The following is a 25,801-nucleotide window of genomic DNA, read 5'->3' on the forward strand; positions in this document are numbered from 1 at the left end:
TCAGCCTATTGTTCCAGTACCTGGCGATAGCCGAACAGCCCGGCCGAACCGCCGGTATGGATAAACACCACGTTTTCATCTTTGCCGAATTGACCTTTGCGGATCAAATCGATAAGACCGGCCATGCCTTTACCGGTATAAACCGGATCGAGCAAAATGCCTTCCAGCTGCGCCAACAAGCGCAGGGCTTCCAGGGTGCCTTCGGTGGGCAATCCGTAGCCTTCCCCCACGTAGTCGCTATTGACGCTGACCTGTTCGCGGGGCAATTCACCGCGGGCGCCGAGCAGTTGCCAGGTGGCCCGTGCCAGCGCATAAACATTCTCTTCCTGCTTGGCCTTAGGCGCGCGCACGCTGATGCCCAATACCGGTATGCCGCTGTTGCTGGCGTTCAAACCCGCCACCAGACCGGCCTGGGTCCCGGTGCTGCCGGTGGCGTGCACCACCCGATCGATGCGCAGCCGCTGCTGGCTGGACTGATACAGCAGTTCTTCGGCACAGGCCACATAACCCAGGGCGCCGATGGGGTTGGAACCGCCGCCCGGGATAACATAAGGGGTATGGCCCTGTTCACGCAGGGTTGACGCCAACCGTTCCATGGCCTGCTGCATATCGGTGCCGGCCGGCAGGTGATCAACGATAACGCCGCCCAGCAGGTTATCCAGCAGCACGTTGCCGGAGCGTTGATAGTCCTCACCGAACCGCTCTACCCGTTTTTCCAGCAGTATCTGGGTCTTCAGGCCGATTTTCGCCGCGCCGGCAATAGTCTGGCGCACATGGTTGGATTGGGTGGCGCCCTGGGTTATTACCACATCGGCGCCTTGCTGCAGCGCATCGGCCAGCAGGAACTCCAGTTTGCGCGTTTTGTTGCCGCCGGTGGCAAGGCCGGTGCTGTCGTCACGTTTGATATACAGGTTGGGGCCGCCGAGATAGCGGCTCAGATTGGGCAACGCCTCCAACGGCGTCGGGAACTGTCCAAGGGAAAGTCGGGGAAAACGGGCCAGATGCATAATCTTATTGTCCTGATAAAGGGGTGAAATAAATTCTCATTCGTCGGTTGGGATTAATGGCCGGCCGGTATGTCCGCCAGCGCCGCCAATTGTCGCCAACTGGTGTCGTCGACCTCAATCCCCAGCGCCAGCCGCTGTTGATATTTTTCATGTTCCGAGTCGCCGGGCAGCAAAAGCGAGGCATCATCGCGGGAACTGCGGACCCAGTCCAGCAATTCGGCGATCTCCTGTTGATAATTCGCCGCCCCGCCCAGCTTGTGGGGATCGATCAAAATCGACAGCATACTATTCAGTATACGTTGCGTATCGCGGTTATCATGCCTCTCGGTCAGGCCGCCGGTCAAGGCCGCTCCCAGCAATGAGCACACGACCGACAGCCCGGAACCTTTATGCTTGCCGAACGGCAGCAATGCGCCGAAAGGTTCTTCCATCAGCCAGCGCGGATCAACGGCGGGCCGGCCCTGGTCATCCACAATACAACCGGGCGCCAACTCCTGGCCGGCATTCCAGGCGATGCGGGCTTTATTGCCGGCGATAATGCTGGTGGCGAAATCCAGGACCAACGGATGACTGGCCCCGTCCACCGGTATGCCGACGCAGAACGGGTTGGTTCCCAGCCGCGGCTTCTGCCCTTGCCACGGCATCACCGGCGAGCGGCTGTTGACGTTGGCGAAATGAATGGAGACCAGACCGGCTTTGGCCGCTTGCTCCGCCCAGGCGCCGATCCGGCCGAGATGATGGGCGTTGGCCAGCCCCACCACCGCTACGCCGTACTGTTTAGCCCGTTCGATGCCCTGCGCCATGGCCTGGCGGCCTACCACCTGTCCAAAACCCTGCCCACCGTCAAAGGAGAGCAATGCCCCGGCGTCAAGAGTGAGCACAGCGTCGGCATGGGGATGCAATCCCCCTTCCCTAATGGCGGCGATATAGCGCGGCAGCATGCTGACACCGTGGGAATCATGTCCTTTTAAACAGGCTTCCACCAAATTATCCGCCACCTGAGTGGCGATGCCGTGATCCACCTGAATATCCGTCAGGCGGGCGGTCAGAAACTCCCGCAAAAATTGGTGCTGAAAAATGGGCACAAGTTTTACTCCGATGATTAAGGCTAATTAGGCCATATCTAATAACCGAAGAACTTTAATGCCGAAGAACTTTCCGCCAAAAGACAATAAGATGCTAAGGATAGTTAAATTAATGCTAAGCAGCGATCGCTTTCGCACAAATTACCCTTAGCTAAAATATCGCTAAGTAAATCCAAATATTATCTAAGAATTTACTTCTAATTTATTCCAAAAAACACTTTAGGAAGAAGTACCATTGGACTTTATGATGGGCCAAACAGATCTTCTTTATCTTAGGAAAAATCGATGAATTCACTTTTTAAACGAGCCGGCCTTGTCGTCGCGCTCGGTTTATCATTGGGTACGATAAATGCCCACGCTGAAGGGACCATCAGCATTGCGCAGCAGTTCGGTATCGGTTATCTGATTTTGGATGTGGTGCAGGATCAGCATCTGATTGAAAAATACGGTAAGCAGGAAGGGCTGGATATCAAGGTGGATTGGCACAGCATTTCCGGCGCCACCGCCATGAACGAGGCGCTGCTGACCGGTTCGCTGGATGTGGTGAGCGCCGGGGTACCGCCGGCCCTGACGGTATGGGATCGTACCCGCGGTAAGCAAAATGTCAAAGCTATCGCCTCTCTGGGTTCCATGCCCAACTATTTGCTCAGCAATAATCCGGCGGTGAAAAGCATCAAGGACTTGACCGATAAGGATCGTATCGCCGTACCGGCGGCGGGCGTGGGTTTCCAATCGCGTACCCTGCAAATTGAAACCGCCCGTATTTATGGGAACGCGGATTATAAACGCTTTGACAATATCACGCTCAGTCTGCCTCATCCGGATGCCACCGCCGCCCTTATCTCCGGCGGCTCCGAAATCACCGCGCATTTTTCCAGCCCCCCGTTCCAATATCAGGCGCTGGAGCATCCCAATATTCATAAGATCCTGAGCTCTTATGATGTTCTGGGCGGTAAAGGCACTTTCAATCTGCTTTATACCACTGAAAAATTCCATGACGCCAACCCGAAGACATACAAAGCCTTTTTTGATGCGTTGGCGGAAGCCGCAGAATTTATCAAGGCAAATAAACATGAGGCGGCCGAAACCTATATTCGGGTAGAGAAATCCCATTTGCCGCTGGAGCTTATTGAGAAAATCATCAGCGACCCGGAAAATGACTTCACTATCACGCCGCAAAAGACTTTTGTTTATGCTGATAAATTACATGAATTAGGCGTTTTGAAAAATCAGGCCGGTTCCTGGAAGGATTACTTTTTCCCTGAAGCCTACGCGCTGCCCGGCAGCTGATTTTTCGCTTTTAACGGTTACAGGACCTGCATAATGGCACATAACGTTCAGCACATCCCGGCGGCGCCGTTGCTTCGGGTCGACGCATTGAATCTCGAATACCATACCCACCAGCGGGTAATTCGCGCCACGCATAATGTCGGCTTTGAGGTGTTTGCCGCAGACAGGTTTGTGCTGCTGGGCCCTTCCGGCTGCGGCAAATCCAGCCTGCTGAAAGCCATAGGCGGCTTTTTACCGGCGGTAAGCGGGCGAATCGAACTGGAAGGCCAGAGCGTTACCCAGCCCGGACCGGACCGTTTGATGGTATTTCAGGAGTTCGATCAGTTGCCCCCCTGGAAAACCGTGCTGGAGAACGTGATGTTCCCGCTGTTGGCCAGCGGCAAGGCGCACCGTGCCGAAGCCCGGGAACATGCGCGCTATTTTCTGGATAAAGTCGGCCTATCGGCTTTCGCCGATGCCTATCCCCATACCTTATCCGGCGGCATGAAACAGCGGGTGGCCATTGCGCGCGCGTTGGCGATGCAGCCGAAGGTGCTGCTGATGGATGAGCCTTTCGCCGCGCTGGACGCACTAACCCGGCGCAAAATGCAGGAAGAGCTGCTGGCTCTGTGGGAAGAGGTGCGTTTTACCCTGCTGTTCGTTACCCATTCCATTGAAGAGGCCTTGGTGGTGGGCAGCCGGATTTTGTTGCTGTCCCCCCATCCCGGCCGGGTCAGAGCGGAAATCAACAGCCATCAGTATGGCATTAATGATTTCGGCAGCAGCGACTTCCAGCAGACAGCGCAGCGGATCCATGAGCTGTTGTTCAGCGATCCGGAAAGCGGCCCCGCATCGGCCCCTGCCGAGACGGCCAAACCCCGTTTCAAGGTCGTGGGTAAATGACCGGACCGTATGGGAGAAAATAGTATGAGTATTCAGCCGCCGGTCCGTCCGGAATATATTTATGATCTGCCCCCCCTGGGGAAAATGACCCTGGTAAAGCCCTTGCCGTTGATGACGCGTCTGTGGAACCAGGCCTGGCTGCGCAAGTCGGTAATCATCCTGGTGTTGATACTGCTCTGGGAAGGGGCGGCGCGTTGGCAAAACAACGACCTGTTATTGCCGGGATTCATCCAGACCCTGAAGGCCTTTATGCAGGACATGGCCAGCGGGGAACTGCCGACCAAAATAGGCTTTTCACTGGGCACGCTTATCAAGGGCTATATCATCGGTACCGTGCTGGCGCTGGTGCTGAGCTCGCTGGCGGTATCGACCCGCATCGGCCGCGATCTGCTGAGCACCCTGACCTCAATGTTCAATCCGCTGCCCGCCATTGCCCTGCTGCCGTTATCGCTATTGTGGTTCGGTCTGGGGGAAAATAGTCTGATTTTTGTGCTGGTGCATTCGGTGATGTGGCCCATGGCGCTGAATACCTATGCCGGTTTCCTCGGGGTATCCGATACGCTGCGCATGACCGGCAGAAATTACGGGCTGCGCGGGTTGCGCTACGTTTGGTACATTCTGATCCCCGCCGCCCTGCCTTCTATTCTCTCCGGCCTGAAAATCGGCTGGGCATTCGCCTGGCGGACCCTTATCGCCGCTGAACTGGTATTCGGCGCCTCCAGCGGTAAAGGGGGATTGGGCTGGTATATCTTCCAAAACCGCAACGAACTTTTTACCGACCGGGTATTTGCCGGTCTGATATCGGTCATCATTATCGGGCTGTTGGTGGAAGGACTGATATTTACCACCCTCGAACGGGTGACGGTAAAACGCTGGGGTATGCAGAAATAATTTTAAGAGAGGCAAAGCGTGATTGGAGTTAAAGCACCGCAAAATTACCTGAACGAGCCGGGGCTTATCGCCCGTATCGGCGATTATGTCGCGCCTATCAGCCGCGACAACGTCATGATTATCACCAGCCCCAAGGCGTGGCTGGCGACGCAACGGGCCGTGGAGGCAAGCTTCGCCCCCCATGGTATCCAGTATCAGCGCTACTTCCTGCAGGGCGAATGCACCGCGGCGACTATCGCCGCCTTTACTGAACAGGCGGCGGCCGAGGATATCAGGCTTATCATCGGCATCGGCGGCGGGAAAGTGCTGGACACGGCAAAAGGAATAGCGGAATCCGGCGGACGTTTGCCGCTGATTACCGTGCCTACCGTTGCCGCTACTTGCGCCGCCTGGTCGCCGATTTCGGTACTTTATACCGAGGCCGGCGCGCACCTGAACTCCATGCCGCTGCAACGCACCCCTGAATGGGTGCTGGTAGACAGTCAAATCATCGCCCAAACGCCGGTTCGTTATCTGAAAGCCGGCATCGTGGATGCCCTGGCGAAATGGTATGAGTTCGAACCCTATCTGCGCCAGGATGACAGCAGTCTTTCCTTGATATTAAAGGCCCAGGCCGCGAAGCTGGCGCTGGACATATTCGAACAGCTTGGCGAACAGGCCGTCGCCGACAACCAGGCCCGCCAGGTTACACCGGCATTAATAAAAGTGGTGGATGCCGTTATTGCCCTGGCCGGCATGGCCAATAGCATGCGTGATGAAATCACGCGTATCGGCGTCGCACATGGGATTCACAACAGCATCACCCGCCAACCCGACCTGCATGGATTCCTGCATGGCGAACTGGTGGGCTTTGGATTGGTAATACAATCCTTGCTGGATACCACCGGCGCGCCGTCGCGGGCGCGGTTATTAAATTTACTGAAAGTGTTTTCAACGCCGTTAACGCTGCGCGAGCTGGGCGTTACCGAATCGGTGGCGCGCCGCGCCGCGCAAATCGCCCAGGGCGTGCAGATTGCCCCGGCCATTGCCGCCCGCCTGCCCTTCGCGATGAACGCCGAACGAATAGAGCAGGCGTTGCTTAGTGCTGCCGGGGATGACTCAGCGGATGAGAGCCCGGCCGGTGACAAGGAAAACGTCGCCCCGGCGTTGACTGAAAGACCATTGCAACCGCAAGCCGCTTACTCCAGTGGCAAATAATCGTTAGTGTAATACTGTGCGGGCGGTAACGCCTGCTTCACGATGCCCAGCCCGGTAATCGCAGTGATGAGTTCGCTCCAGGCGCGATCGTTAAGTTTTAGCTGCTCGCTGTCCGGTTTACCCAGCACCGCCATGGTATCCTGCCATTGCCGTTTAACAAAATCGGCATCGAAGGACTTGCTGTATTGCGCGGCAAACGCGGCGACGGCCTCACCCGGATGGGCGATGGCATAACGTATGCTCCTACTGGTGGCGCGCATGAACGCCTTGGCCAGGGCCGGATTCTTATCCAGCCACTGCTGGTTGCCGGCGAACATGAAGATGGGAGTATCGGGCACGCCGTAGGCGGTGGCGGGCATAAAGACCGGCGTCTGCTTTCCAGTCACCGCCAGTTCGGTGCCCTCGGCGTTGGTAATGCCGGTGGTGGCGTCAACGCGGTTTTGCAGCAGCAGCGGTACGGTATCATCCGCGGCCGCCACCATCTTCACATCGTCCAGCGTCATGCCGGCGCTTTTCAAGACCAGTGAGAGCTGCGCTTTCGTCCAGGCATCGTTGTAGATGCCGATCTTTTTGCCCTTCAATTCGCTGACGGTAAGCGGATGCCCTTCCTGAGTGAAAATACCCCAGTTGTTGCCGATGCCATAACGTCCGATGGCAATAACCGGCGCACCCTGCTCCTTGGCGAAGATGATATCCATTACCGTGGTGAAGGCTACTTCAGCCCGGCCGGTGCCGAGAAATTTCATGGTATCGGCCACGGTGGGCGGCGCGACGATATTCAGATCAATACCCTCGTCCAGATAGAAACCCTTCGCTTTGCCCAGCGTCCAGGGTATCCAGAAACCATCCGCCACCGGCCACTCTTGCACAAAGGTGACTTTTACCGGTGCGGGTGCGCCCTGCGCCGACAAGGTAATAAACATTGAACTCAGCATTGCGCAGGCAGCAAAAGCCGCACCGGTAAACCATGCTCGTTTTTTCATGAGACGTTGCCTTGTACCGTTTTGGGGATTTTAATCATACCCAATTAAAGCTGGTATTCCTGAACAATGCGAGTCCTTATCCCCGCCATACTTCAAGTCTCATGTGTGTTGGCTTTATTACTCGGCTCATCCATGAGTCGCGCCCCGCGTCGGACGACCCGTTCCTCAGAACTGGTAGGTCATGCCCACGGCAACGATATTATCGTGATGTATTCCGGCGGCACGGGAAAACGTATTCTCTCTCAACAGATTAATTTGATAATCGACATAGGCCAGCATGTTTTTGTTAAAGTTGTAGGAAGTGCTGATATCAATATATTTCCGCAGATCCCGGCTGCCGTAACCTTCGATATCGTCTCCACGGGCCTGTACATAGGCCAGAGAGGGCTTTAAGCCTAAATCAAACGTATATTGCGCCACCAGTTCAATGTTTCGCGCTTTATTGGCAAATCCATGCACCGTTTTCTTGGTGTCGCCAAAACGCATCAGGTTATAACTCTGGGTATACATGGCCGCCAGATAAACCGCCTCTTTTTCGAATTTCAACGCGCCGGAATAGGCATTGGCCCTGTCGCCACCGTGGCCATAGGCCAGATTCCGCTGTCCCAGGGTGCGATGGGCACTGCTAAAGGCACCGGCGGCGCTGATGCCCGCGCCGAAATCATAGGACAGCGACATGCCGTAGCCGTCTCCGTTTGCCGCCATCACTTCGCGGCCCTCGCCTGCCTTACCGCTCTCCGGGTTCTTGCCCTGGTATTGCAGCGCGAAGTGAAGCCCCTCCGCAAGGCCGAAAAAATGCCGGTTGCGATAGGTGAGCATGCCGTTGCCGCGGTTGGACATCATATCGTCGACGCCGTAGGTATCGCCGCCGAGCTCCGGCAATACATCCGTCCAGGCAAGAACGTCGTACAGGACGCCAAAGTTACGGCCGTAGTCAAGGGAGCCGAATTTGCCGTATTTTAATCCGGCATAACCCAGCAGGGTCGAGCCTTGCTGGTCTTTTTCCTCTTCGGACTTATTCAGGTCCCCTTGGTACTTCCAGTGGCCATAGCCGGTCAGCTCGTCGCTTATTTGGGTCTCGCCGCGAAAACCCAAGCGCATGTAGGAGAGATCGCCATTCGCTTTCTCATTAGAGGAAAAATAATGCACGCCGACAACCGAACCGAATAAATCTAATTTATTGCCATCACAATTGTATATTTCAGCGGCAGCGGCCACTCCTGAAATAAGCGCTACCGGCGCCATAATTGAAATAAGTCGTAGTTTCATTATTACCTCTCTATAAATATTTTTTGCCATCGCTTTAATAAACAGGTATTCCCCCGGCATTATTTACCTGATTAAACCGGCCTCTGCGCACTGGTGCAAAGACTTGGCAACCTATTTATTAGTAGTAGATCTTCCTTTTTGTCGACCAATCATAAACCAGAGTTAAGGCATTGATAAATAATGACTATTTATTTATCTTACACTCCATTTTTTATGAATAGCATATTTTTATATCAACTCAATATTATTGATCATTATGCTTTTTTTATTGGCTTAATTAGACGGCAAAAAAGGAGAATATTCTTTGAGGGGATAGTAAACGGTCAAACCTAAACGCACAGGCAATGAGTTATTCATTTTGACGCCGGACATATTTAACCCGCTGGGCTGCGATTATCTAACGTTCATCAGCACGCTCATAAATCTTCATGGCGGCTCTATTTAAAGAGGGGTACGGCTATTGGCGGGAAAATTTCGTTCTATAAAGGTTAATAAATATTATGGCATTATTTAATGTGATACAGATAAATTTTGCAGTGAGTTTCATTGGACGATAACGAGGTATTGCGGTACCCGCATGCCATAATGCAGAGGGATAGGGGATAAGGGATAAGGATTGTCAGGACAGAGAGAAACACTGGAGTTTGTCAGGATAGCTTGAAACGAAGGAGAGTAGGACAGCGCGAAATACCGGCCATCCAACCTGAACGGGCAACCCTCCCTGTTGCCCATAGCATGGAAATGCTGATCAGAACTGGTAAACCAAACCGAGGGCAACGATGTCGTCGGTATTGATACCGGTTGCATCGGTGAACTGGCTGCTATCGATCAGGTTGATTCTGTAGTCAACATAGGTCGATATATTTTTGTTGAAGTAGTAAGTCGCACCCACGTCGACAAATTTAACCAGATCCTGGTTATCATAGGTATTGCCGTCGCCGGCAGCGCCGATGTTTTTGCCGCGAGTCTGGTTATACCCGACGAACGGAACCAGACCGAAGTCGAAAGTATAGCCTGCATAAGCTTCAAAGCCCTGGGCCTTGTTGGCATAACCGTATACGTCCGAATCACTGGAACCGAACGGAGCAGCATTATAAGACTGGGTAAATTCCGTCGCTACATAAAAACCGTTGGCGTTATATTTCAAGCCGCCGGTATAAGCTTCGGCTCTGTCGCCGCGACCGGAGATGCCCGGTTGACCAACGCCATTTTGTTCGTCGGTACGTTTGGAGCTCATGAACGCGCCGCCGACGGAAAAGCCCAGGCCGAGATCGTAACTCAACGACATACCGTAACCGTCGCCATTTTGACCCAGCACATCACGCCCGTTGGCGGTTTCACCGGGAGCGCCATTCTCACCTTGGTATTGAACAGCGAACTTCAGGCCGTCGACCAGGCCGAAGAAGTTATTATTGCGGTAGGTGGCGACGCCGGTAGAACGACCAAACATAAACTGGTCGGCGCTATAGGTGGAGCCGTCGAATTCAGGCTGCATATCGGTCCATGCGGTGATATCGTAAAGGATACCGTCATTACGACCGTAATCGATTGAACCGTAGTCGCCGAATTTCAAGCCGGCAAAAGCATAACGGGTAAAATTGCCGCCGTCAGAGGTACCGGACGCTTCAGTCACATGGCCGTTTATCTGGTATTCCCAGTCGCCATAACCGGTCAATTGATCGTTGATCTGCGTTTGACCTTTGAAACCGATACGGGTGTAGGTCTGATCGCCGTTAGCACTATCGTTGTTAGAAAAATAGTGCAATCCATGAAGGGATCCAAACAAATCAAGCTGATTACCGTCTTTATTATATACTTCTGCAGCACCAGCCGTACCAGCAGCTAACATCGCTGGAATCAACAGGGCAAGAACCTGTAGTTTCATTTTCTTTTCCTCGGTATATTTATTATCTTTGGCCACTATTTTACTTTGTGTGCTGTATCAATGCTGTCTATCTGACACGCAATCTTATTCTGCAATAAATGCAGTTTTATACTAGCGTTAAAATGATACGAATTGGCTTACAATGTTTCAAAATGAAAATTTTATATTCGATTATGTTTCCGTCATGGAACTAACCTGATAATCACCATACATAGACAATTAAAACTTTGAGGTGAGTCTTGTTTTTGACATTATTAAAAATAATCAATAAAAACAATTATTTAAAATAAAGTTATAAAATAGCACGATGTGCTAAAAAGGCCTTTTTTTTTCCTCTATCATTTTAAGCGCTATCATCATTAAATTGTCATTATTACTCTCATTTGGTTTAACGTCTTTATTAGCCGGCCTTGTGCCGGCTTTTTTATGCGTGATTTTTAAATATGAAAAAAGAGAGGATTATATATTAACAAATGTTAATATTATATACTAAATATTGCCATATTAATATTTTAAATCATTTCTACATTTAAATTATAAATATCTGTCTTAATTTTTCGCATTATGAAACATTGGTTTCATTAATCTTTAATTTAAATGTAAATATATGGCATACGTCACATTAATTATTCAATATTCATAAAATAATTTTGTGCGGAATTTGTCCGATCCTATGGCTTCCTGGGTATTTAACCGCTTATCTCGTTTCGATTTATATTCAAAACCCCAATTTTCGCCCGTCCCCTGGTCTTGTCCGTGCGGCCGGCTCAGCCCGGCATGCCACCCTGATCTCCCCATCCATCTGCACGGCGGCCTTCGTTCTGGCCCTCGGGTCGTGTTACACTTTGCGGCACTATTCGCCGGAAAACAGGTCGCCGGAAAACTGGCCGTGAGAAGCTCGCTGTTCCTACGGAAACCCTAATGCCATGCAGCAATATCAGAATTTGGAAGACATCTGGAGCCGTTTGCAGCAATCGGCATTCCGTTCAAAATTTCGACTTAACCAGAAAGATCTGGCCTATCTGCGCAGTAAAGGTATGCCGGTCATACTTTCCCATGCCCGCGACTTCATCTCAGGGAGGCTGGCGCCCGCCTTGCCCGCCAAGGACGGTAAGCAAACCCCTTGGCGGGGACATCCGGTATTTGTGGCTCAGCATGCCACCGCGACCTGCTGCCGGGGCTGTCTGGAGAAATGGCATGGCATCGCCAAAGGGCAACCCCTTACCGATGTCCAGCAGGAATATATAGTGCAGATGATTGCGTTATGGCTCAGCCGACAGGAGATGCCGAGAGTTTTATGACTGAAACGCTGAGTACGGAACAGCACGCCGCCTTACCGGTACGCATAGCCACCCGCATTGTCTTTTTTATCGCCGGTTTCGGGATGTCGTCCTGGGCACCGTTGGTTCCCTTCGCCAGACAGCGGCTGGGCATCAATGATGCCTCTTTGGGAATGCTGTTGCTTTGCCTGGGCATCGGATCGCTGCTGGCAATGCCGCTGGCGGCGCCCATGGCCGCCCGGCTGGGCTGCAGGCCGCTGATTATCGCATCGGCCGTCATGCTGGGGCTGGCGCTTCCCGCGCTGGCCGTTGCCGGCGGCACCTTTACCCTGGCCCTCTCATTATTGCTATTCGGCATGGGGCTCGGCGCGATGGACATTACCATGAACATCCAGGCGGTGGTGGTGGAAAGAGCCAGCGGCCGGGCCATGATGTCGGGCTTCCATGGTTTTTTCAGCATCGGCGGCATCATCGGGGCGGGATTGGTGAGCCTGCTGCTCTGGCTGGGTTTGAATCCGCTGTGGTCGGTCGTCGTCGTCGTCCTGATTATCCTGGCCTTGATGCTGTACGCCGCCGAGAATTTATTATCCGATCGCCCCGAAGACGATGCCGGCCCTCTCTTTGTCAGGCCACGCGGCAAGGTTCTGTTCATCGGAGCGCTCTGTTTTATTCTCTTTTTAACCGAAGGCGCTATGCTGGACTGGAGCGCGCTGTTCCTCACGCTGGAACGCGGCCTTGACAGCGCCATGGGCGGACTGGGTTATGCCCTGTTCTCCATTGCCATGACCGCAGGACGCTTGAACGGCGATCGATTGATCAATGCCATCGGCCGTTACCACACCCTGCTGGCGGGCAGTTTATGCGCCTCGGCGGGGATCGGACTGGCGATAACGGTAAATCAGCCCTATGTCACCCTGCTGGGTTTTTTGCTGGTGGGGCTAGGAGCATCGAACCTGGTTCCGCTGCTGTTCAGCGTCGTCGGCAATCAGAAGGATATGCCGCCTAACCTGGCGCTGGCGGCGATTTCCGGCGTAGGGTATGCCGGCATATTGGCCGGCCCGGCATTAATTGGCTTTATTGCCCATTTGACCAGTCTGTTTGTCGCGTTCGGCTGTGTCGCAATACTTCTTTTGGTTGTAAGCTTGAGCGCACGCCGTGCGACTCAATAAACAACGATTGGCGAAACCCGCTTTATGCAAATTAAGAATCTGAAGTTAACCTCGGCGGCGTTAACCCGCAGCCTGATACTGTTTATCCTGCTGCTGCTGCTGTCGTTATGGCTGTTTGGTTTTCATGCCTTCAATGCTTATCTCATCGAAAAGAAGCACAGCATGTCCACCCTCACCGCCGGGCTGCAAAAACGGATCGACACGTACCGCTTTGTGACGGATCAGCTGTACGATCTGTCGTTGGCGACGAACGGCGGCCCCAAGGATAACGACGGCACAAGCCTGAAAGAAACGCGCCTGCGCCCTGATGTGTTTTATGTCGATAAACCCCATAAAAAAACCGATGCCCTGATCTTTGGCGTTCATGACGCCGCTACTTTGTCCATTGCTGCCGATATGTCGGCTTATCTTGATATACTTTGGGGCTCGGAAGGCAACACCTACTCCTTATATTACCTGAACGGCGCCGACAACAGCCTGACGCTGATTTCCACCCAGCCGCTTCGGGATACCGCCGCTCGCTTTGAAGACAGCTACATCAGCGCCCTGATAAAATCGCGCCGCACCGAAATGCTCCAGCAGGCCAATATCCTGGATCAACGGGAGAGTTTCTCGCCGCTGCGCAAGCTCCGCCTGCAGAATGATTACTATTTTACCCAGCGGTTCATCTTCAACCAGCCCGGTCATCTGGCCACCATTATGGCGGTTGATTTGCCCATCGGCGATCTTATCCCGCTGAATATGGCGCGGGCCAACTTCTCACTGGTAGCCTCCGACGATGCCGATATGGATACGGACAGCGCTGAGGCCGGCAACGGCGATGCCGATCGGGACAATACCCAAAGAGTGACCAGCCATATCAAGGGCTCAACCCTTGAAATCGGCACGCGCCTTGTTGATGCGCCGTTAAAGCTGTTGTATCTGGTGCCGCTGACCAGTTTAACGGTGGATTTACTGCGCAATAATCTGTGGCCCGTCGTGATACATCTTTTGCTGATCGCCTTGTCCATTTTTGGTATTTACCTGATCCGGCAGCATTTTTTGCGACCCAGGGAGAATATGGCCCTGGCCTTGCGATCCCGTCAGATACTCAGTGAGGAAGTGATAGCCAACCTGCCGCTGGGTTTGCTGGTGTATGATTTCAGCAGCAATAACCTGGTGGCCAGTAATAAAATAGCCGATCATCTGCTGCCTCACCTGAGCCTGCAAAAAATAGCCAACCTCGCGCAGGCCCATCAGGGAATTATCCAGGCCACGGTGAATAATGAAGTCTATGAAATCAGGATGTTCAAAAGCCGCCTTTCGCCGGACACCTACCTGTTCCAATTACTGGATCATGATAAGGAAGTTCTGGTCAATAAAAAGCTGCAGCAGGCGCAGCAGGAACTGAACAAAAACCATCAGGCCCGGCGGACAATCCTCACCAATTTTCAGCATGAGCTGAATCAGCCGCTCATGGAGATCACCACACTGCTTGACGGGTTGCTGCATGCCGAAGCCGAGGAGAAACGCCTGCGCCTGATGTTCAACCTTAAAACCGAAGTAGGCCGTCTGGGGGCGCTGTTCGACAACCTGCGCCTGCTGACTCAGTTGGAGCTGCAAGACTGGCGGCCGAAGCAAGAGGCATTTTCCCTGTCCGCCCTGGTGGATGAACTGCTGGCGGAACGCATGCCCGCCCTGAACCAAAAGGGCCTTAGCCTGTTCAATCACTACCGGCTGCCCTTTAATCAGCAGCATACCGGCGATAGGGAGGCGGTGAAAAAAATCCTTTCGCTGCTGCTGGATTACAGCATTATCAGCACCCAGTATGGCAAAATTGTTCTTTCCGTGGACCAGGATCCCTCCCGTCCGGATACGGTCATATTAAGCCTTAGCGATACGGGTAACGGCATTGACGCCAAGGAATTGGCCAATCTGCAGCAGCCCTTTGTCACCCAGGCGCAAAAAGATCATTATCAGCGCGGCTCCGGCCTCTCCTGGTTCCTGTGCAACCAGTTGGCAAGGAAAATGGGCGGCAACCTGGATATTCACAGCAAGATCGATATCGGCACCCGTTATCGGGTACGTTTGACGTTGCCTTATGTGGATATCACGCAACAGGATGATAATGAAAAAATTCTTGGAGGAACGGTGGCTATGCTGGATATCGCCAATGAAGAAATACAGGAGATAATCAGCGATATGCTGCAGCAGTGGGGGGTGGAGTGTATCCATCCCGAAGAACATACCCTGGTGCAGGAACACGATCTCCTGCTGACGGACGATCCGTCTCATCTGGAGGATTTCGCTATCCTGGTTCAATCGAATGAGAGCGGAATAACGCCTTTGACGCCCTGCCGTTTAAAGGTGAATTATAATCTTGCCGCTTCTTTGCTCGACGCGATGCTACAATTGATGGAACTGAGACTGGCGCAAACGGACATTATACCGCCGGATGAGAGGGAATCCGCCGGCGCAGCGGACGATCCCGCCGCCCTGCTGAGCGGGGACTATCTTCCGCTCTTTGTCGAGACAGTACCCGTTGACATCAAGAGGCTGTATACTGAAGCCGAGAGCGGCGATTTATCCGCTTTGGCCCAGACTGCGCACCGCCTGAAAGGTGTTTTTGCCATGCTGAATCTACTTCCCGGCAAGCTGTTATGTGAAACGCTGGAACAACATATCAAACAAGCTATTATAGACAATGATAATTCTAAAATCGGCAACGATATCCGCCAAATTGATGTTTTTGTCATTAAACTGCTACAGCATGCAAGGTAGTCAACTTTATGAATAATCTCAACGTCATCATTGCAGATGACCATCCTATCGTCCTGTTCGGTATTCGAAAATCTTTGGAACAAATCGAATGGGTAAAAGTGGTCGGTGAATTCGAAGACTCCACGTCGCTCATCAATAGCCTCGGCAAGCTGGATGCAAATGTACTCGTGACCGATCTTTCGATGCCCGGCGAAAAGTATGGCGACGGCATTACTCTTATCAAATACATCAAGCGCCATTATCCCCAGTTGGCGATTATCGTATTAACCATGAATAACAACCCGGCAATCCTCAGCGCCGTGTTGGAATTGGATATCGACGGTATTGTCCTTAAACAAGGCGCACCCACCGATTTACCCAAGGCATTGGCCTCGCTGCAAAAAGGCAAAAAATACACGCCGGACAGCGTGGCTAAACTGCTGGAGAGAATAAGCGCCGGCGGTTACGGCGATAAACGCCTGTCGCCGAAAGAGAGTGAAGTGCTGCGTTTATTCGCGGAGGGTTTTCTGGTGACGGAAATCGCCAAAAAGCTGAATCGCAGTATTAAAACCATCAGCAGCCAGAAAAAATCCGCCATGCTGAAGCTTGGCGTGGAAAATGATATTGCTCTGCTGAATTATCTGTCGTCGGTAAGTATGGCGCCGATAGATAAAGAGTAATGCTCCGATTTCGATAATAAAGCCTGGCGCCGGTGGAAACACGCGGTTATCCCATACCTGAGCGGTTAACCAGGCCGCTCAGGTATTCAGGAGTGTTCCTCAAGCTCGCCGCGTTGCTCTCTGGCCCTGCGACTGAACAGGGCCAGAGCGGGTTGCAATACACTCACTGTAACCGGCTTGGACAGGCAACTGTCCATCCCCGCATCAAGACAGCGTTGCTTCTCTTCCGCCAGCGCGTTGGCGGTCACCCCGATAACCGGCAATACCCTGCCCTGTTGCCGTAAACGGCGGGTCAGTTCATACCCATCCATCTTCGGCATATTCACATCGCTCAGGATGATATCCACCGACTGCTTGTTAAGAAAGCTCAGCGCATCCACGCCGTCGTTCGCCGTCATTACCTGATATCCCAAGGAACCCAGTTGATCCGCCAACAGCCGGCGGTTAATGGGATGATCATCCACCACCAGGATTCTGATGTCATTGTTTTCGCCATTCGCCGTCGGCGACGGCTGAGGCAGCAGCGGCGCCGATGAAGCCGTGGATTCACCACGATAGATTTTCAACAGTAACAGCGGCAATTCTTCAGTAAAGGCCGGGCTGAGCAACCAGTGGCCGGGGTTGATTTCCAGTGCCGGGCCGATATGCGCGATGCAAAAGCGGATCCAGGCACGATAACAGCCACCGGGGGGAATATCATCGTCACTGATAAATACCTCGTCGCCGCCGATGACCTGATCGGTATGCCGCTTGGCCATGAGGCCGTTTTCTTTCAGCAGGCGGGTCAGATAGTGTTCAAGGGCGGTGTTGCGCAACGCCAGCCAGCACACCCGCCCGTACAAATCGCTGTTAAGCACCGTATAGGAGCGGGACGCCTCATACAGCGGCAGCCGGATAGTGAACTGGCTACCCAACCCGCTCTCCGATTCAACGGCGATGTCGCCGTCCATCAGATTGACCAGCTTCTCGCAAATCGCCAATCCCAGCCCGGTTCCCTGGAACTGCTGGTGACCGTCACTGCCCAACTGCACGAAGGGATCAAACAGTTTGATTAATTCCCGCTGCTGAATGCCGACCCCCGTATCCCTGATGCATAACTGCAGGTAGCCGTCATGGCAAAAGACATAAATGGAGATACAGCCGCTATGGGTGAATTTAATGGCGTTATTTAATATGTTCGATAACACCTGTTGCAGCCGCACCGGATCCCCTCGCATGCTGTTCGGCACGCCGGGATCGACGAAGCAGTAGAGGCCCAGGCGTTTTTTCACTACCAGCGACAGGTAATTGCCGGCGATGTGGCTCACCACTTCGCGGGGAGAATAGCTGCGCGGCTCAATTTTCAGCTGCTCGGATTCGATTTTGGAAAAATCCAGGATATCGCTGATAATGTTGAGCAATAACGCCGACGAGTTATTCATTGCCATCACCAGCCGGTCGACGCCTTCCGGCAAATCCTGGGTTTTAAGCAGATCCAGGTTGCCGATAATGCCGTATAACGGCGTCCGTAATTCATGGCTGACGGTGGCCAGAAACATGGATTTCGCCTGGCTGGCCTGCTCGGCCGCCGTCGCCATTTCCTGTAAAGACTCTTCCATCCGCACCCGGGCGCTGATATCCACCAGCACGCAGATGGCGACGTTTTCATTGAGGTAGCGGGAATGGACAAAGCTTATTTGCAGATTATTGTTATTGCTGGTCATGACATCGACAAAATTCACCTGCTGCCCGCAGATGATATGGATGATGCGTTCCCGGTCTTCAAAGGTCAGCAGGCTCAGATAATTATGGGCCAGCTCGTTGCTGATGAGGTTGGCGCCGTCGCTGATGCGCAGGATGCAAATACCCACCGGTGCGGAAGCGACGATTTTGCGGTTGAACTGTTCGTTTTCCTCCAGCTGCAACGCATTTTTTTCCGCCGGGGCAAACATTTTGCGCTCAAACAGCCAGGTCAGGATAAACAGCAGCAATGCCGTGAGTACATTCAGCAAAAGAGCATTGATGAAGACCGCTTTAAAATTCTCGATAATAGTGGATAAAGACAGCGAATAGACAATGCTCAGGGACGTGGGCGCCAGGCTCCTTTTCATCACCAGATTCTTGTAGCCTTCCGTATAACCGTAAAATCCGGCCGCTTCGGGATAGGAGCTTAGTTCGGAGACCCGCCGTATCCCGCCGGACAGTGACATCATCGGAGCGTTATTCTGATCCAGCAGCGTGATGCCGATGGGCAAAGTACTGTTGGTGATGAAATCCTCCAGCCGGATATTGAGCTCGATTCCCAGCAGGGCTTCCAGCTTATTGGCCGCGTAAATCGGCGTTAACATATACAAATAGCCGCGGTCGCCCCGCTGGCCGGGAGCCACCCAATAAATGTCATCCTCCCGATCGTTTTGCCGGGCGTTGCGGTATTTGACCACTTGCTGCTGCAGGCTCTTCGGCAACGTGTTGTCAACGCCGTTATCAGCGCGCAGATTGAAGTTCGCCATACACAGGCTTTCACCGCTGATATAAAAAACCCGGTTCAAATCGTAGGTTTCGGTAAAACTGTCTTTCCAGTAGCTGAGAAAATAGCTCAGCGAATCCACGGAGTGGCGGTATTCGGTTTCCACGCGGCCGCAGTCGGGATTGGGGGAAAGGGGCGTATATTCCGGCCGGCTCACCTTGCCGGCCAACAGGCCGGTCATCATATCCGGGCCGGGCAAACTGGTGTTGAGGCGGTTTTCCGCCACGTATTTGATTTCCCGCATCATATCGGCAGAGCGGGTGAAATAGCTTTGGGCCTGGGCGAAGCTGGTATTGTATTCCTGACGGAGATCGGATTCGCGCTGATGCAGGAGGCTGATAATGTAAAAAGTGGATAACAGCGCCCCCAGCGCCCAGAGCAATAGGGCCAGCGTCCGAAACAGGTAGCGGGATATTTTGACCGTTGTGCGAAAGGATGAGAAGTATTTCAAAACTATACCGTTCCAGTGCTAGAACTGATTAATGCGGGCCTGCCCAGCCGATACACTACCGACCCAGTAAAAAAAAAGCCAGCGCAACGCGCTGGCCTGGTTGATTGAGACTCGCCGACCGGTAACCCTGGGCATCCGAGGGCTGACAACGGTGCCCGGCCGGGGCAAAGCAGCGGATCAGCTGTTCGGGTAGTCTTCACCCTCGTCTTCGCCGTCTTCGTCATCCGCATCGTCGGCATCATCCGCATCGTCGGCGTCATCAAGGGCGATATCGTCCGCGGCGTCGTCGTCGATATCGGCGTCGTCTCCCGCGTCATTCACTTCGCCTTCCGCCAGCCCTTCGACGGTGTCGAGATCTTCATCGTCCACCGGTTCCACCACGCGCTGCAGGCCGACCACATGTTCGCCTTCAGCGGTCCGGATCAGGGTAACACCCTGGGTGTTGCGCCCGACGATGCTGACTTCGGACACACGGGTGCGCACCAGGGTGCCGGCATCGGTGATCATCATGATCTGATCGCTGTCTTCCACCTGCACGGCGCCCACCACTTCGCCATTGCGTTCGCTCACTTTTATCGATATCACGCCGAGAGTGGCGCGGGATTTGGTGGGATATTCAGCCTGGGCGGTACGCTTGCCGTAACCGTGCTGCGTCACGGTCAGGATTGGACCGTCGCCGCGCGGAATGATCAGGGAAACCACCCGATCCTTGTCGGCCAGATTGATGCCGCGCACGCCGGTGGCGGTACGGCCCATGGAACGCACCTGACTTTCAGGGAAACGCACTACCTTGCCGTAGGCGGAGAACAGCATAACCTCGTTCTGCCCGTCGGTAAGATCGACGCCGATAAGTTCATCCCCGTCATTCAGATTGACGGCGATAATGCCGGCGCTGCGCGGACGGCTGAACTCGGTCAGCGCGGTCTTTTTCACCGTGCCGCTGGCGGTGGCCATGAAGACATGGCGTCCTTCTTCGTATTCACGCACCGGCAGGATGGCGGTGATACGCTCGTTCGGTTCAAGGGGCAGCAGATTGACGATAGGCCGGCCGCGGGCGCCGCGGCTGGCTTCCGGCAGTTGGTAAACCTTCATCCAGTACAGGCGCCCCCGGCTGGAGAACAGCAGGATGGTGTCATGGGTGTTGGCCACCAGCAGGCGGTCGATAAAGTCCTCTTCCTTGATCCTGGCCGCCGATTTGCCTTTTCCGCCGCGGCGCTGGGCTTCATAGTCAGTGAGCGGCTGGTATTTCACATACCCTTCATGGGACAGGGTCACCACCACGTCTTCCTGATTAATCAGGTCCTCGATATTGATATCGGAGGTATTGGCGGTGATCTCGGTGCGGCGGGCATCGTTGTACTGCTCTTTCATCGCGTTGAGTTCTTCGCGAATCACTTCCATCAGCCGATCCGGGTTTTCCAGGATGATGATGAGTTCGGCGATTTGGGTCAGCAGTTCTTTATATTCATCCAGCAGCTTTTCATGTTCCAGCCCGGTCAGTTTCTGCAAGCGCAGATCCAGGATGGCTTGCGCCTGCTGTTCGGTGAGATAATATCGTCCGTCGCGGATGCCGTATTGCTCTTCCAGCCATTCCGGCCGGGCGGCGTTGTCGCCGGCGCGTTCCAGCATGGCCGCTACCGTGCCCAGTTCCCAGGAACGGGCGATAAGTCCGCTTTTCGCTTCGGCCGGGCTCGGCGCATGGCGGATTAATTCGATAATGGGTTCGATATTGGCCAGCGCCACTGCCAGGGCTTCAAGGATGTGGGCGCGATCCCGCGCTTTGCGCAGTTCGAAAATCGTGCGGCGGGTGACCACTTCACGACGGTGGCGCACGAAGGCGGAGAGAATATCCTTCAGCGACATGATCTTGGGCTGGCCCTGATGCAGCGCCACCATATTGATGCCGAAGGAGACCTGCAGCTGCGTTTGGGAGTAGAGGTTGTTGAGCACCACTTCCCCTACCGCGTCGCGCTTGATCTCGATGACGATGCGCATGCCGTCTTTGTCGGATTCATCGCGCAGGGCGCTGATACCTTCAATGCGCTTGTCTTTCACCAGCTCGGCGATTTTTTCTATCAAACGCGCTTTGTTCACCTGATAAGGGATTTCATGCACGATGATGGTTTCACGACCGCTTTTGGCATCCGCTTCCACTTCCGCGCGGGCGCGGATCAGGATTTTACCGCGTCCGGTGCGGTAGGCCTCTTCGATACCGCGCCGGCCGTTGATGATGGCGGCGGTGGGAAAGTCAGGGCCGGGAATATGTTCCATCAGGCCTTCGACGCTGATATTCTCGTCGTCGATATAGGCCAGGCAACCGTTGATCACTTCCGTCAGGTTATGCGGCGGAATGTTGGTGGCCATACCTACGGCAATGCCGGAAGAGCCATTGATCAACAGGTTGGGGATCTTGGTGGGCATGACGTCGGGGATCTGTTCGGTGCCGTCGTAGTTCGGCACATAATCCACGGTGTCTTTTTCGAGGTCCGCCAGCAATTCATGGGCGATTTTCGACATGCGGACTTCGGTGTAACGCATTGCCGCGGCGGAGTCGCCGTCGACGGAACCGAAATTACCCTGGCCATCCACCAGCATATAGCGCAGCGAGAACGGCTGGGCCATACGCACGATGGTGTCGTAGACCGCGGTATCACCATGGGGGTGATATTTACCGATGACGTCCCCGACCACACGGGCCGATTTTTTGTAAGGTTTATTCCAGTCATTACCGAGTACGCTCATCGCAAACAATACGCGGCGGTGTACCGGTTTCAACCCATCCCGTACATCCGGCAGCGCACGTCCGACAATAACGGACATGGCGTAATCCAGATAAGAGCTTTTTAACTCTTCTTCGATGTTGACCGGTGTTATTTCTCTGGCAAGGTCACTCATTGAGCCGCTATCCCTCTACTAATTGAAGCATCCACCCGGATTTAAAGGTGCCAAAGTATACCATAGATAGGTGATTCTGGGAAAATTGTCGGCGACGAAAAGCCGTGGTTATAGTTGTTTCCGCTACCGAATCACTGACCGGACGGCCGGTTGCAGGTATACTGGCTTCATTTCGTTATGCAAATACTCAGGAAGGCCGTTATGAATCGGGAATCTCAGACCGCTGCCGCCGGCGATAATGTGGATCGGCGGGAAATCGCCAAATTCGACGCGGTGGCCTCCCGCTGGTGGGATAAGGAAGGGGAATTCAAACCTCTGCACCGCATTAACCCCCTGCGCCTGGACTATATTCTGCGCCATGCCGACGGCCTGTTCGGCAAAACGGTGCTGGACGTGGGCTGCGGCGGGGGAATATTGACTGAAAGCATGGCCCTGGAAGGGGCGACGGCCACCGGGCTGGACATGGGCGCCGAACCATTGGCGGTGGCGCGGCTGCACGCGCTGGAAAGCCGGCTGAATATTGATTATATCCAGCAGACGGTGGAAGAGCACGCGGCGGAAAACCCGGAGCGCTATGATGTAGTGACCTGTATGGAAATGCTGGAACACGTCCCGGATCCCGCGTCCATCGTCCGCGCCTGCGCACGGCTGGTGAAACCCGGCGGCGACGTGTTCTTCTCCACCCTGAACCGCAATCCCAAGGCGTGGCTGATGGCCATCGTGGGGGCCGAGTACCTGCTGCGTCTGGTGCCTCGTGGCACCCATAGCATTACCAAATTCATCAAGCCGGCGGAGCTGCTGCACTGGCTCGACGACACCCCGCTGCAGGAGCGGCATATCACCGGCCTGCATTATAACCCGCTGAGGGATCGTTTTAGCCTGGGGGGCAATGTTGACGTTAATTACATGCTGCATACCCGCCACCGCCTGTAACCCTGACGGGTGTAATCTCGCCGGCCGGCCCTGGCCGGCGTGATCAATGTTTAATAATTCGACAAATAATATCTTTTTGAATTTTTTATCTACAGCAGTTGACATCCTTTAAGGGCAGAGGGAATAGCGCTTTAGTCGGCCTGTTAACATTTTGCCCCCAAGTTATCCACAAAAAGCTTTATTTTCGTCCCTTGCAATAACGACGTTAAGTCACTATCTTGTTATCAAATTAACAAAAAACCCTATATGTAGTGTTTATCCCATAGATCAGACACTAATTTCGCTTATGTCCGACATAAGGCATAGGGATCACTCAGACAGGTATTAAGCCCCATGAACCAGAGTCTGCTTGTTACAAAACGCGACGGCAGTAAAGAAAAAATCAATCTGGACAAGATCCACCGCGTCATCGACTGGGCGGCGGAAGGTCTCGAGAATGTTTCGGTCTCGCAGGTTGAACTGCGCTCGCATATCCAATTTTATGAGGGCATTAAAACCGCCGACATCCATGAAACCATTATCAAGGCCGCGGCGGATCTGATTTCCCGCGACGCGCCGGATTATCAATATCTGGCGGCGCGCCTGGCGGTTTTTCATTTGCGTAAAAAAGCCTATGGCCAGTTCGAGCCGCCCAAGCTTTATGACCACGTGTCGCGGCTGGTGGCCATGGGCAAATACGACAAGCATTTGCTGGACGATTATAGCGCCGAAGAATTCGCGCTGATGGACGGCTTTATCGATCACTGGCGGGATATGAACTTCTCCTACGCCGCGGTGAAGCAGCTGGAAGGCAAGTATCTGGCGCAGAACCGGGTCACCGGGGAAATTTACGAAAGCGCGCAGTTCCTTTATATGCTGGTGGCGGCCTGCCTGTTCTCCGGTTATCCGCGGGAAACCCGGCTGGGTTATGTCAAGCGTTTCTATGACGCCGTTTCCACCTTCAAGATTTCCCTGCCCACGCCCATTATGTCCGGGGTGCGCACCCCCACGCGCCAGTTCAGCTCCTGCGTGCTGATTGAATGCGGCGACAGTCTCGATTCCATTAACGCCACCTCCAGCGCCATCGTCAAATATGTATCGCAGCGGGCCGGCATCGGCATCAACGCCGGCCGTATCCGGGCCCTGGGCAGCCCGATCCGCGGCGGCGAGGCTTTTCATACCGGCTGCATTCCCTTTTACAAGCATTTCCAGACCGCGGTGAAATCCTGTTCCCAGGGCGGCGTGCGCGGCGGCGCGGCCACCCTGTTCTACCCGCTTTGGCATCTGGAAGTGGAAAGCCTGCTGGTGCTGAAAAACAACCGCGGCGTAGAGGGCAACCGCGTCCGCCATATGGATTACGGCGTACAGATCAACAAACTGATGTATCAGCGCCTGGTGAAGGGAGAAGAGATTACGCTGTTCAGCCCGTCTGATGTGCCGGGGCTGTATGATGCGTTCTTCGCCGACCAGGATGAATTCGAGCGGCTGTATACCCGTTATGAACAGGACGCCTCTATTCGTAAAAGCCGGGTCAAGGCGGTGGAGCTGTTCTCCCTGATGATGCAGGAGCGCGCATCCACCGGGCGTATTTATATCCAGCATGTGGACCATTGCAACACCCATAGTCCATTCGATCCGGCCGTAGCGCCTATCCGCCAGTCCAATCTGTGCCTGGAAGTGGCTCTGCCCACCAAACCGCTGGAAGACGTGAACGACGAAAACGGCGAAATCGCCTTGTGTACGCTTTCGGCCTTTAATCTTGGAGCGCTGGAGAGCCTGGACGATCTGCAGGAACTGGCGACCCTGGCGGTGCGTGCGCTGGACGCGCTGCTGGATTACCAGGACTACCCGATCCCGGCGGCGAAACGCGGCGCCATGGGACGGCGGACCCTTGGCGTGGGCGTGATAAATTATGCTTATTATCTGGCTAAAAACGGCGTACGGTACTCCGACGGCAGCGCCAACAACCTGACGCACCGGACGTTCGAGGCCATTCAGTACTATTTATTAAAAGCTTCCAACGAGCTGGCCAAAGAACGGGGCGCCTGCCCGTGGTTCAATGAAACCACCTATGCCAAGGGCATCCTGCCCATTGATACTTATAAAAAGGATCTGGACGGGATTTGCAGTGAGCCGCTGCATTACGATTGGGAGGCTCTGCGCGCAGACATCAAACGGCACGGCCTGCGTAATTCAACCCTGTCGGCGCTGATGCCGTCGGAAACGTCGTCGCAAATCTCCAATGCCACCAACGGTATCGAGCCGCCCCGGGGCTACGTCAGTATCAAGGCGTCTAAAGACGGCATTCTGCGCCAGGTGGTGCCGGAATCCAACCGGCTGAAAGGCGCCTATGAGCTCTTGTGGGAAATGCCGAACAACGACGGTTATCTGCAGTTGGTGGGGCTGATGCAGAAATTCGTCGATCAGGCCATTTCGTCCAATACCAATTACGATCCGACCCGTTTCCCGGCCGGCAAGGTGCCGATGAAGCAGTTGCTGAAGGACTTGCTCACCGCCTACAAGTTCGGGGTCAAGACGCTGTATTATCAGAATACCCGCGACGGCGCGGAAGATGCCCAGGAAGATATGGAAGCCGCCGCCGAGACTGATGATTGCGAGAGCGGAGCCTGCAAGATTTAACATGGCCGCGGGCGGCGCCATTGCCGTCCGCGTGTAACGG

17 protein-coding genes are annotated in these 25,801 nt (G+C 54.0%); 10 read left to right on the forward strand and 7 right to left on the reverse strand.

Annotated features, from left to right (window positions below; translation table 11 throughout):
• Positions 1-5: 5 nt before the first annotated feature.
• Both ACL2XJ_RS26460 and ACL2XJ_RS26465 read right to left on the reverse strand, forming a co-directional pair.
• Entirely contained in the window at positions 6-1,007 is a 1,002-nt protein-coding gene (locus tag ACL2XJ_RS26460; protein ID WP_132927324.1) for a D-cysteine desulfhydrase, read from the reverse strand.
• A gap of 53 nt (positions 1,008-1,060) precedes the next feature.
• Positions 1,061-2,092 (reverse strand): malate/lactate/ureidoglycolate dehydrogenase, encoded by a 1,032-nt coding sequence (locus ACL2XJ_RS26465; RefSeq protein WP_413725093.1) that lies wholly within the window; start codon positions 2,090-2,092, stop codon positions 1,061-1,063.
• Between the two features lie 285 nt (positions 2,093-2,377).
• On the opposite strand from ACL2XJ_RS26465, the gene ACL2XJ_RS26470 reads away from it, so the two are divergent.
• From ACL2XJ_RS26470 to ACL2XJ_RS26485, 4 genes are read left to right on the forward strand one after another with little or no spacing between them, the layout of a single operon-like run.
• Positions 2,378-3,382: an ABC transporter substrate-binding protein gene (locus ACL2XJ_RS26470; protein WP_203523464.1), complete on the forward strand. Its 1,005-nt coding sequence runs from the start codon at positions 2,378-2,380 to the stop codon at positions 3,380-3,382.
• A 33-nt stretch (positions 3,383-3,415) separates the two neighbouring features.
• Complete coding sequence (locus ACL2XJ_RS26475) at positions 3,416-4,264, forward strand: ABC transporter ATP-binding protein (RefSeq protein WP_413725094.1); 849 nt, start codon at positions 3,416-3,418, stop codon at positions 4,262-4,264.
• 24 nt (positions 4,265-4,288) lie between these two features.
• Positions 4,289-5,155, forward strand: coding sequence for an ABC transporter permease (locus ACL2XJ_RS26480; RefSeq protein WP_132927316.1), 867 nt, complete (start codon positions 4,289-4,291; stop codon positions 5,153-5,155).
• A gap of 18 nt (positions 5,156-5,173) precedes the next feature.
• A complete protein-coding gene (locus ACL2XJ_RS26485; RefSeq protein WP_413725095.1) occupies positions 5,174-6,352 on the forward strand; it encodes an iron-containing alcohol dehydrogenase family protein in 1,179 nt (392 codons plus the stop codon).
• Here ACL2XJ_RS26485 and ACL2XJ_RS26490 read toward each other — a convergent pair.
• The 3 genes from ACL2XJ_RS26490 to ompC (ACL2XJ_RS26500) all read right to left on the reverse strand — a co-directional run bounded on the left by ACL2XJ_RS26490 (position 6,334) and on the right by ompC (ACL2XJ_RS26500) (position 10,489).
• Positions 6,334-7,335, reverse strand: a complete 1,002-nt coding sequence (locus ACL2XJ_RS26490) for an ABC transporter substrate-binding protein (RefSeq protein WP_413725096.1) — start codon at positions 7,333-7,335, stop codon at positions 6,334-6,336. The two genes, ACL2XJ_RS26485 and ACL2XJ_RS26490, sit on opposite strands and share 19 nt — an antisense overlap.
• A gap of 165 nt (positions 7,336-7,500) precedes the next feature.
• Positions 7,501-8,604 carry a porin OmpC gene (gene ompC, locus ACL2XJ_RS26495; protein ID WP_413725097.1) on the reverse strand — a complete coding sequence of 368 codons (1,104 nt, stop codon included), beginning with the start codon at positions 8,602-8,604 and terminating at the stop codon, positions 7,501-7,503.
• A 748-nt stretch (positions 8,605-9,352) separates the two neighbouring features.
• A complete protein-coding gene (ompC, locus tag ACL2XJ_RS26500; RefSeq protein ID WP_132927308.1) occupies positions 9,353-10,489 on the reverse strand; it encodes a porin OmpC in 1,137 nt (378 codons plus the stop codon).
• Positions 10,490-11,415: 926 nt separating this feature from the next.
• On the opposite strand from ompC (ACL2XJ_RS26500), the gene ACL2XJ_RS26505 reads away from it, so the two are divergent.
• Genes ACL2XJ_RS26505 through rcsB form a run of 4 tightly spaced genes read left to right on the forward strand, consistent with a single transcriptional unit; the run spans position 11,416 to position 16,357 of the window.
• Positions 11,416-11,790, forward strand: a complete 375-nt coding sequence (locus tag ACL2XJ_RS26505) for a DUF4186 domain-containing protein (protein ID WP_203523467.1) — start codon at positions 11,416-11,418, stop codon at positions 11,788-11,790.
• The gene (locus ACL2XJ_RS26510) at positions 11,787-12,938 is read left to right on the forward strand and encodes an MFS transporter (protein ID WP_413725098.1); all 1,152 of its coding nucleotides are present in this window, start codon (positions 11,787-11,789) and stop codon (positions 12,936-12,938) included. The genes ACL2XJ_RS26505 and ACL2XJ_RS26510 overlap by 4 nt, the downstream gene beginning before the upstream one ends.
• Positions 12,939-12,962: 24 nt before the next feature.
• Positions 12,963-15,698, forward strand: coding sequence for a phosphotransferase RcsD (rcsD, locus tag ACL2XJ_RS26515; protein WP_413725099.1), 2,736 nt, complete (start codon positions 12,963-12,965; stop codon positions 15,696-15,698).
• A gap of 8 nt (positions 15,699-15,706) precedes the next feature.
• The gene (gene rcsB / locus ACL2XJ_RS26520) at positions 15,707-16,357 is read left to right on the forward strand and encodes a response regulator transcription factor RcsB (RefSeq protein WP_413725100.1); all 651 of its coding nucleotides are present in this window, start codon (positions 15,707-15,709) and stop codon (positions 16,355-16,357) included.
• Between the two features lie 86 nt (positions 16,358-16,443).
• Here the strand turns inward: rcsB and rcsC are convergent, their stop codons facing one another.
• Both rcsC and gyrA read right to left on the reverse strand, forming a co-directional pair.
• Complete coding sequence (rcsC, locus tag ACL2XJ_RS26525; protein ID WP_413725101.1) at positions 16,444-19,314, reverse strand: two-component system sensor histidine kinase RcsC; 2,871 nt, start codon at positions 19,312-19,314, stop codon at positions 16,444-16,446.
• 177 nt (positions 19,315-19,491) lie between these two features.
• Complete coding sequence (gene gyrA / locus ACL2XJ_RS26530; protein ID WP_132927296.1) at positions 19,492-22,209, reverse strand: DNA topoisomerase (ATP-hydrolyzing) subunit A; 2,718 nt, start codon at positions 22,207-22,209, stop codon at positions 19,492-19,494.
• A gap of 201 nt (positions 22,210-22,410) precedes the next feature.
• On the opposite strand from gyrA, the gene ubiG reads away from it, so the two are divergent.
• Complete coding sequence (ubiG, locus tag ACL2XJ_RS26535; RefSeq protein WP_203523472.1) at positions 22,411-23,142, forward strand: bifunctional 2-polyprenyl-6-hydroxyphenol methylase/3-demethylubiquinol 3-O-methyltransferase UbiG; 732 nt, start codon at positions 22,411-22,413, stop codon at positions 23,140-23,142.
• Between the two features lie 333 nt (positions 23,143-23,475).
• On the forward strand, positions 23,476-25,761 hold the full coding sequence (gene nrdA, locus ACL2XJ_RS26540; RefSeq protein WP_413725102.1) for a class 1a ribonucleoside-diphosphate reductase subunit alpha: 2,286 nt from the start codon (positions 23,476-23,478) through the stop codon (positions 25,759-25,761).
• Positions 25,762-25,801 lie beyond the last annotated feature (40 nt).

It is taken from the genome of Sodalis sp. RH16 (assembly GCF_047324245.1).
Taxonomy (GTDB): Bacteria; Pseudomonadota; Gammaproteobacteria; order Enterobacterales; family Enterobacteriaceae; genus Acerihabitans; species Acerihabitans ligni.

Excerpts from the sequence above, each read along its gene's own strand:
- ACL2XJ_RS26460 (WP_132927324.1), bottom strand. The coding sequence starts at position 1,007 with ATGCATCTGGCCCGTTTTCCCCGACTTTCCCTTGGACAGTTCCCGACG.
- ACL2XJ_RS26470 (WP_203523464.1), top strand. The coding sequence starts at position 2,378 with ATGAATTCACTTTTTAAACGAGCCGGCCTTGTCGTCGCGCTCGGTTTA.
- ACL2XJ_RS26475 (WP_413725094.1), top strand. The coding sequence starts at position 3,416 with ATGGCACATAACGTTCAGCACATCCCGGCGGCGCCGTTGCTTCGGGTC.
- ACL2XJ_RS26480 (WP_132927316.1), top strand. The coding sequence starts at position 4,289 with ATGAGTATTCAGCCGCCGGTCCGTCCGGAATATATTTATGATCTGCCC.
- ACL2XJ_RS26490 (WP_413725096.1), bottom strand. The coding sequence starts at position 7,335 with ATGAAAAAACGAGCATGGTTTACCGGTGCGGCTTTTGCTGCCTGCGCA.
- ompC (WP_413725097.1), bottom strand. The coding sequence starts at position 8,604 with ATGAAACTACGACTTATTTCAATTATGGCGCCGGTAGCGCTTATTTCA.
- ompC (WP_132927308.1), bottom strand. The coding sequence starts at position 10,489 with ATGAAACTACAGGTTCTTGCCCTGTTGATTCCAGCGATGTTAGCTGCT.
- ACL2XJ_RS26505 (WP_203523467.1), top strand. The coding sequence starts at position 11,416 with ATGCAGCAATATCAGAATTTGGAAGACATCTGGAGCCGTTTGCAGCAA.
- ACL2XJ_RS26510 (WP_413725098.1), top strand. The coding sequence starts at position 11,787 with ATGACTGAAACGCTGAGTACGGAACAGCACGCCGCCTTACCGGTACGC.
- rcsD (WP_413725099.1), top strand. The coding sequence starts at position 12,963 with ATGCAAATTAAGAATCTGAAGTTAACCTCGGCGGCGTTAACCCGCAGC.
- rcsB (WP_413725100.1), top strand. The coding sequence starts at position 15,707 with ATGAATAATCTCAACGTCATCATTGCAGATGACCATCCTATCGTCCTG.
- gyrA (WP_132927296.1), bottom strand. The coding sequence starts at position 22,209 with ATGAGTGACCTTGCCAGAGAAATAACACCGGTCAACATCGAAGAAGAG.
- ubiG (WP_203523472.1), top strand. The coding sequence starts at position 22,411 with ATGAATCGGGAATCTCAGACCGCTGCCGCCGGCGATAATGTGGATCGG.
- nrdA (WP_413725102.1), top strand. The coding sequence starts at position 23,476 with ATGAACCAGAGTCTGCTTGTTACAAAACGCGACGGCAGTAAAGAAAAA.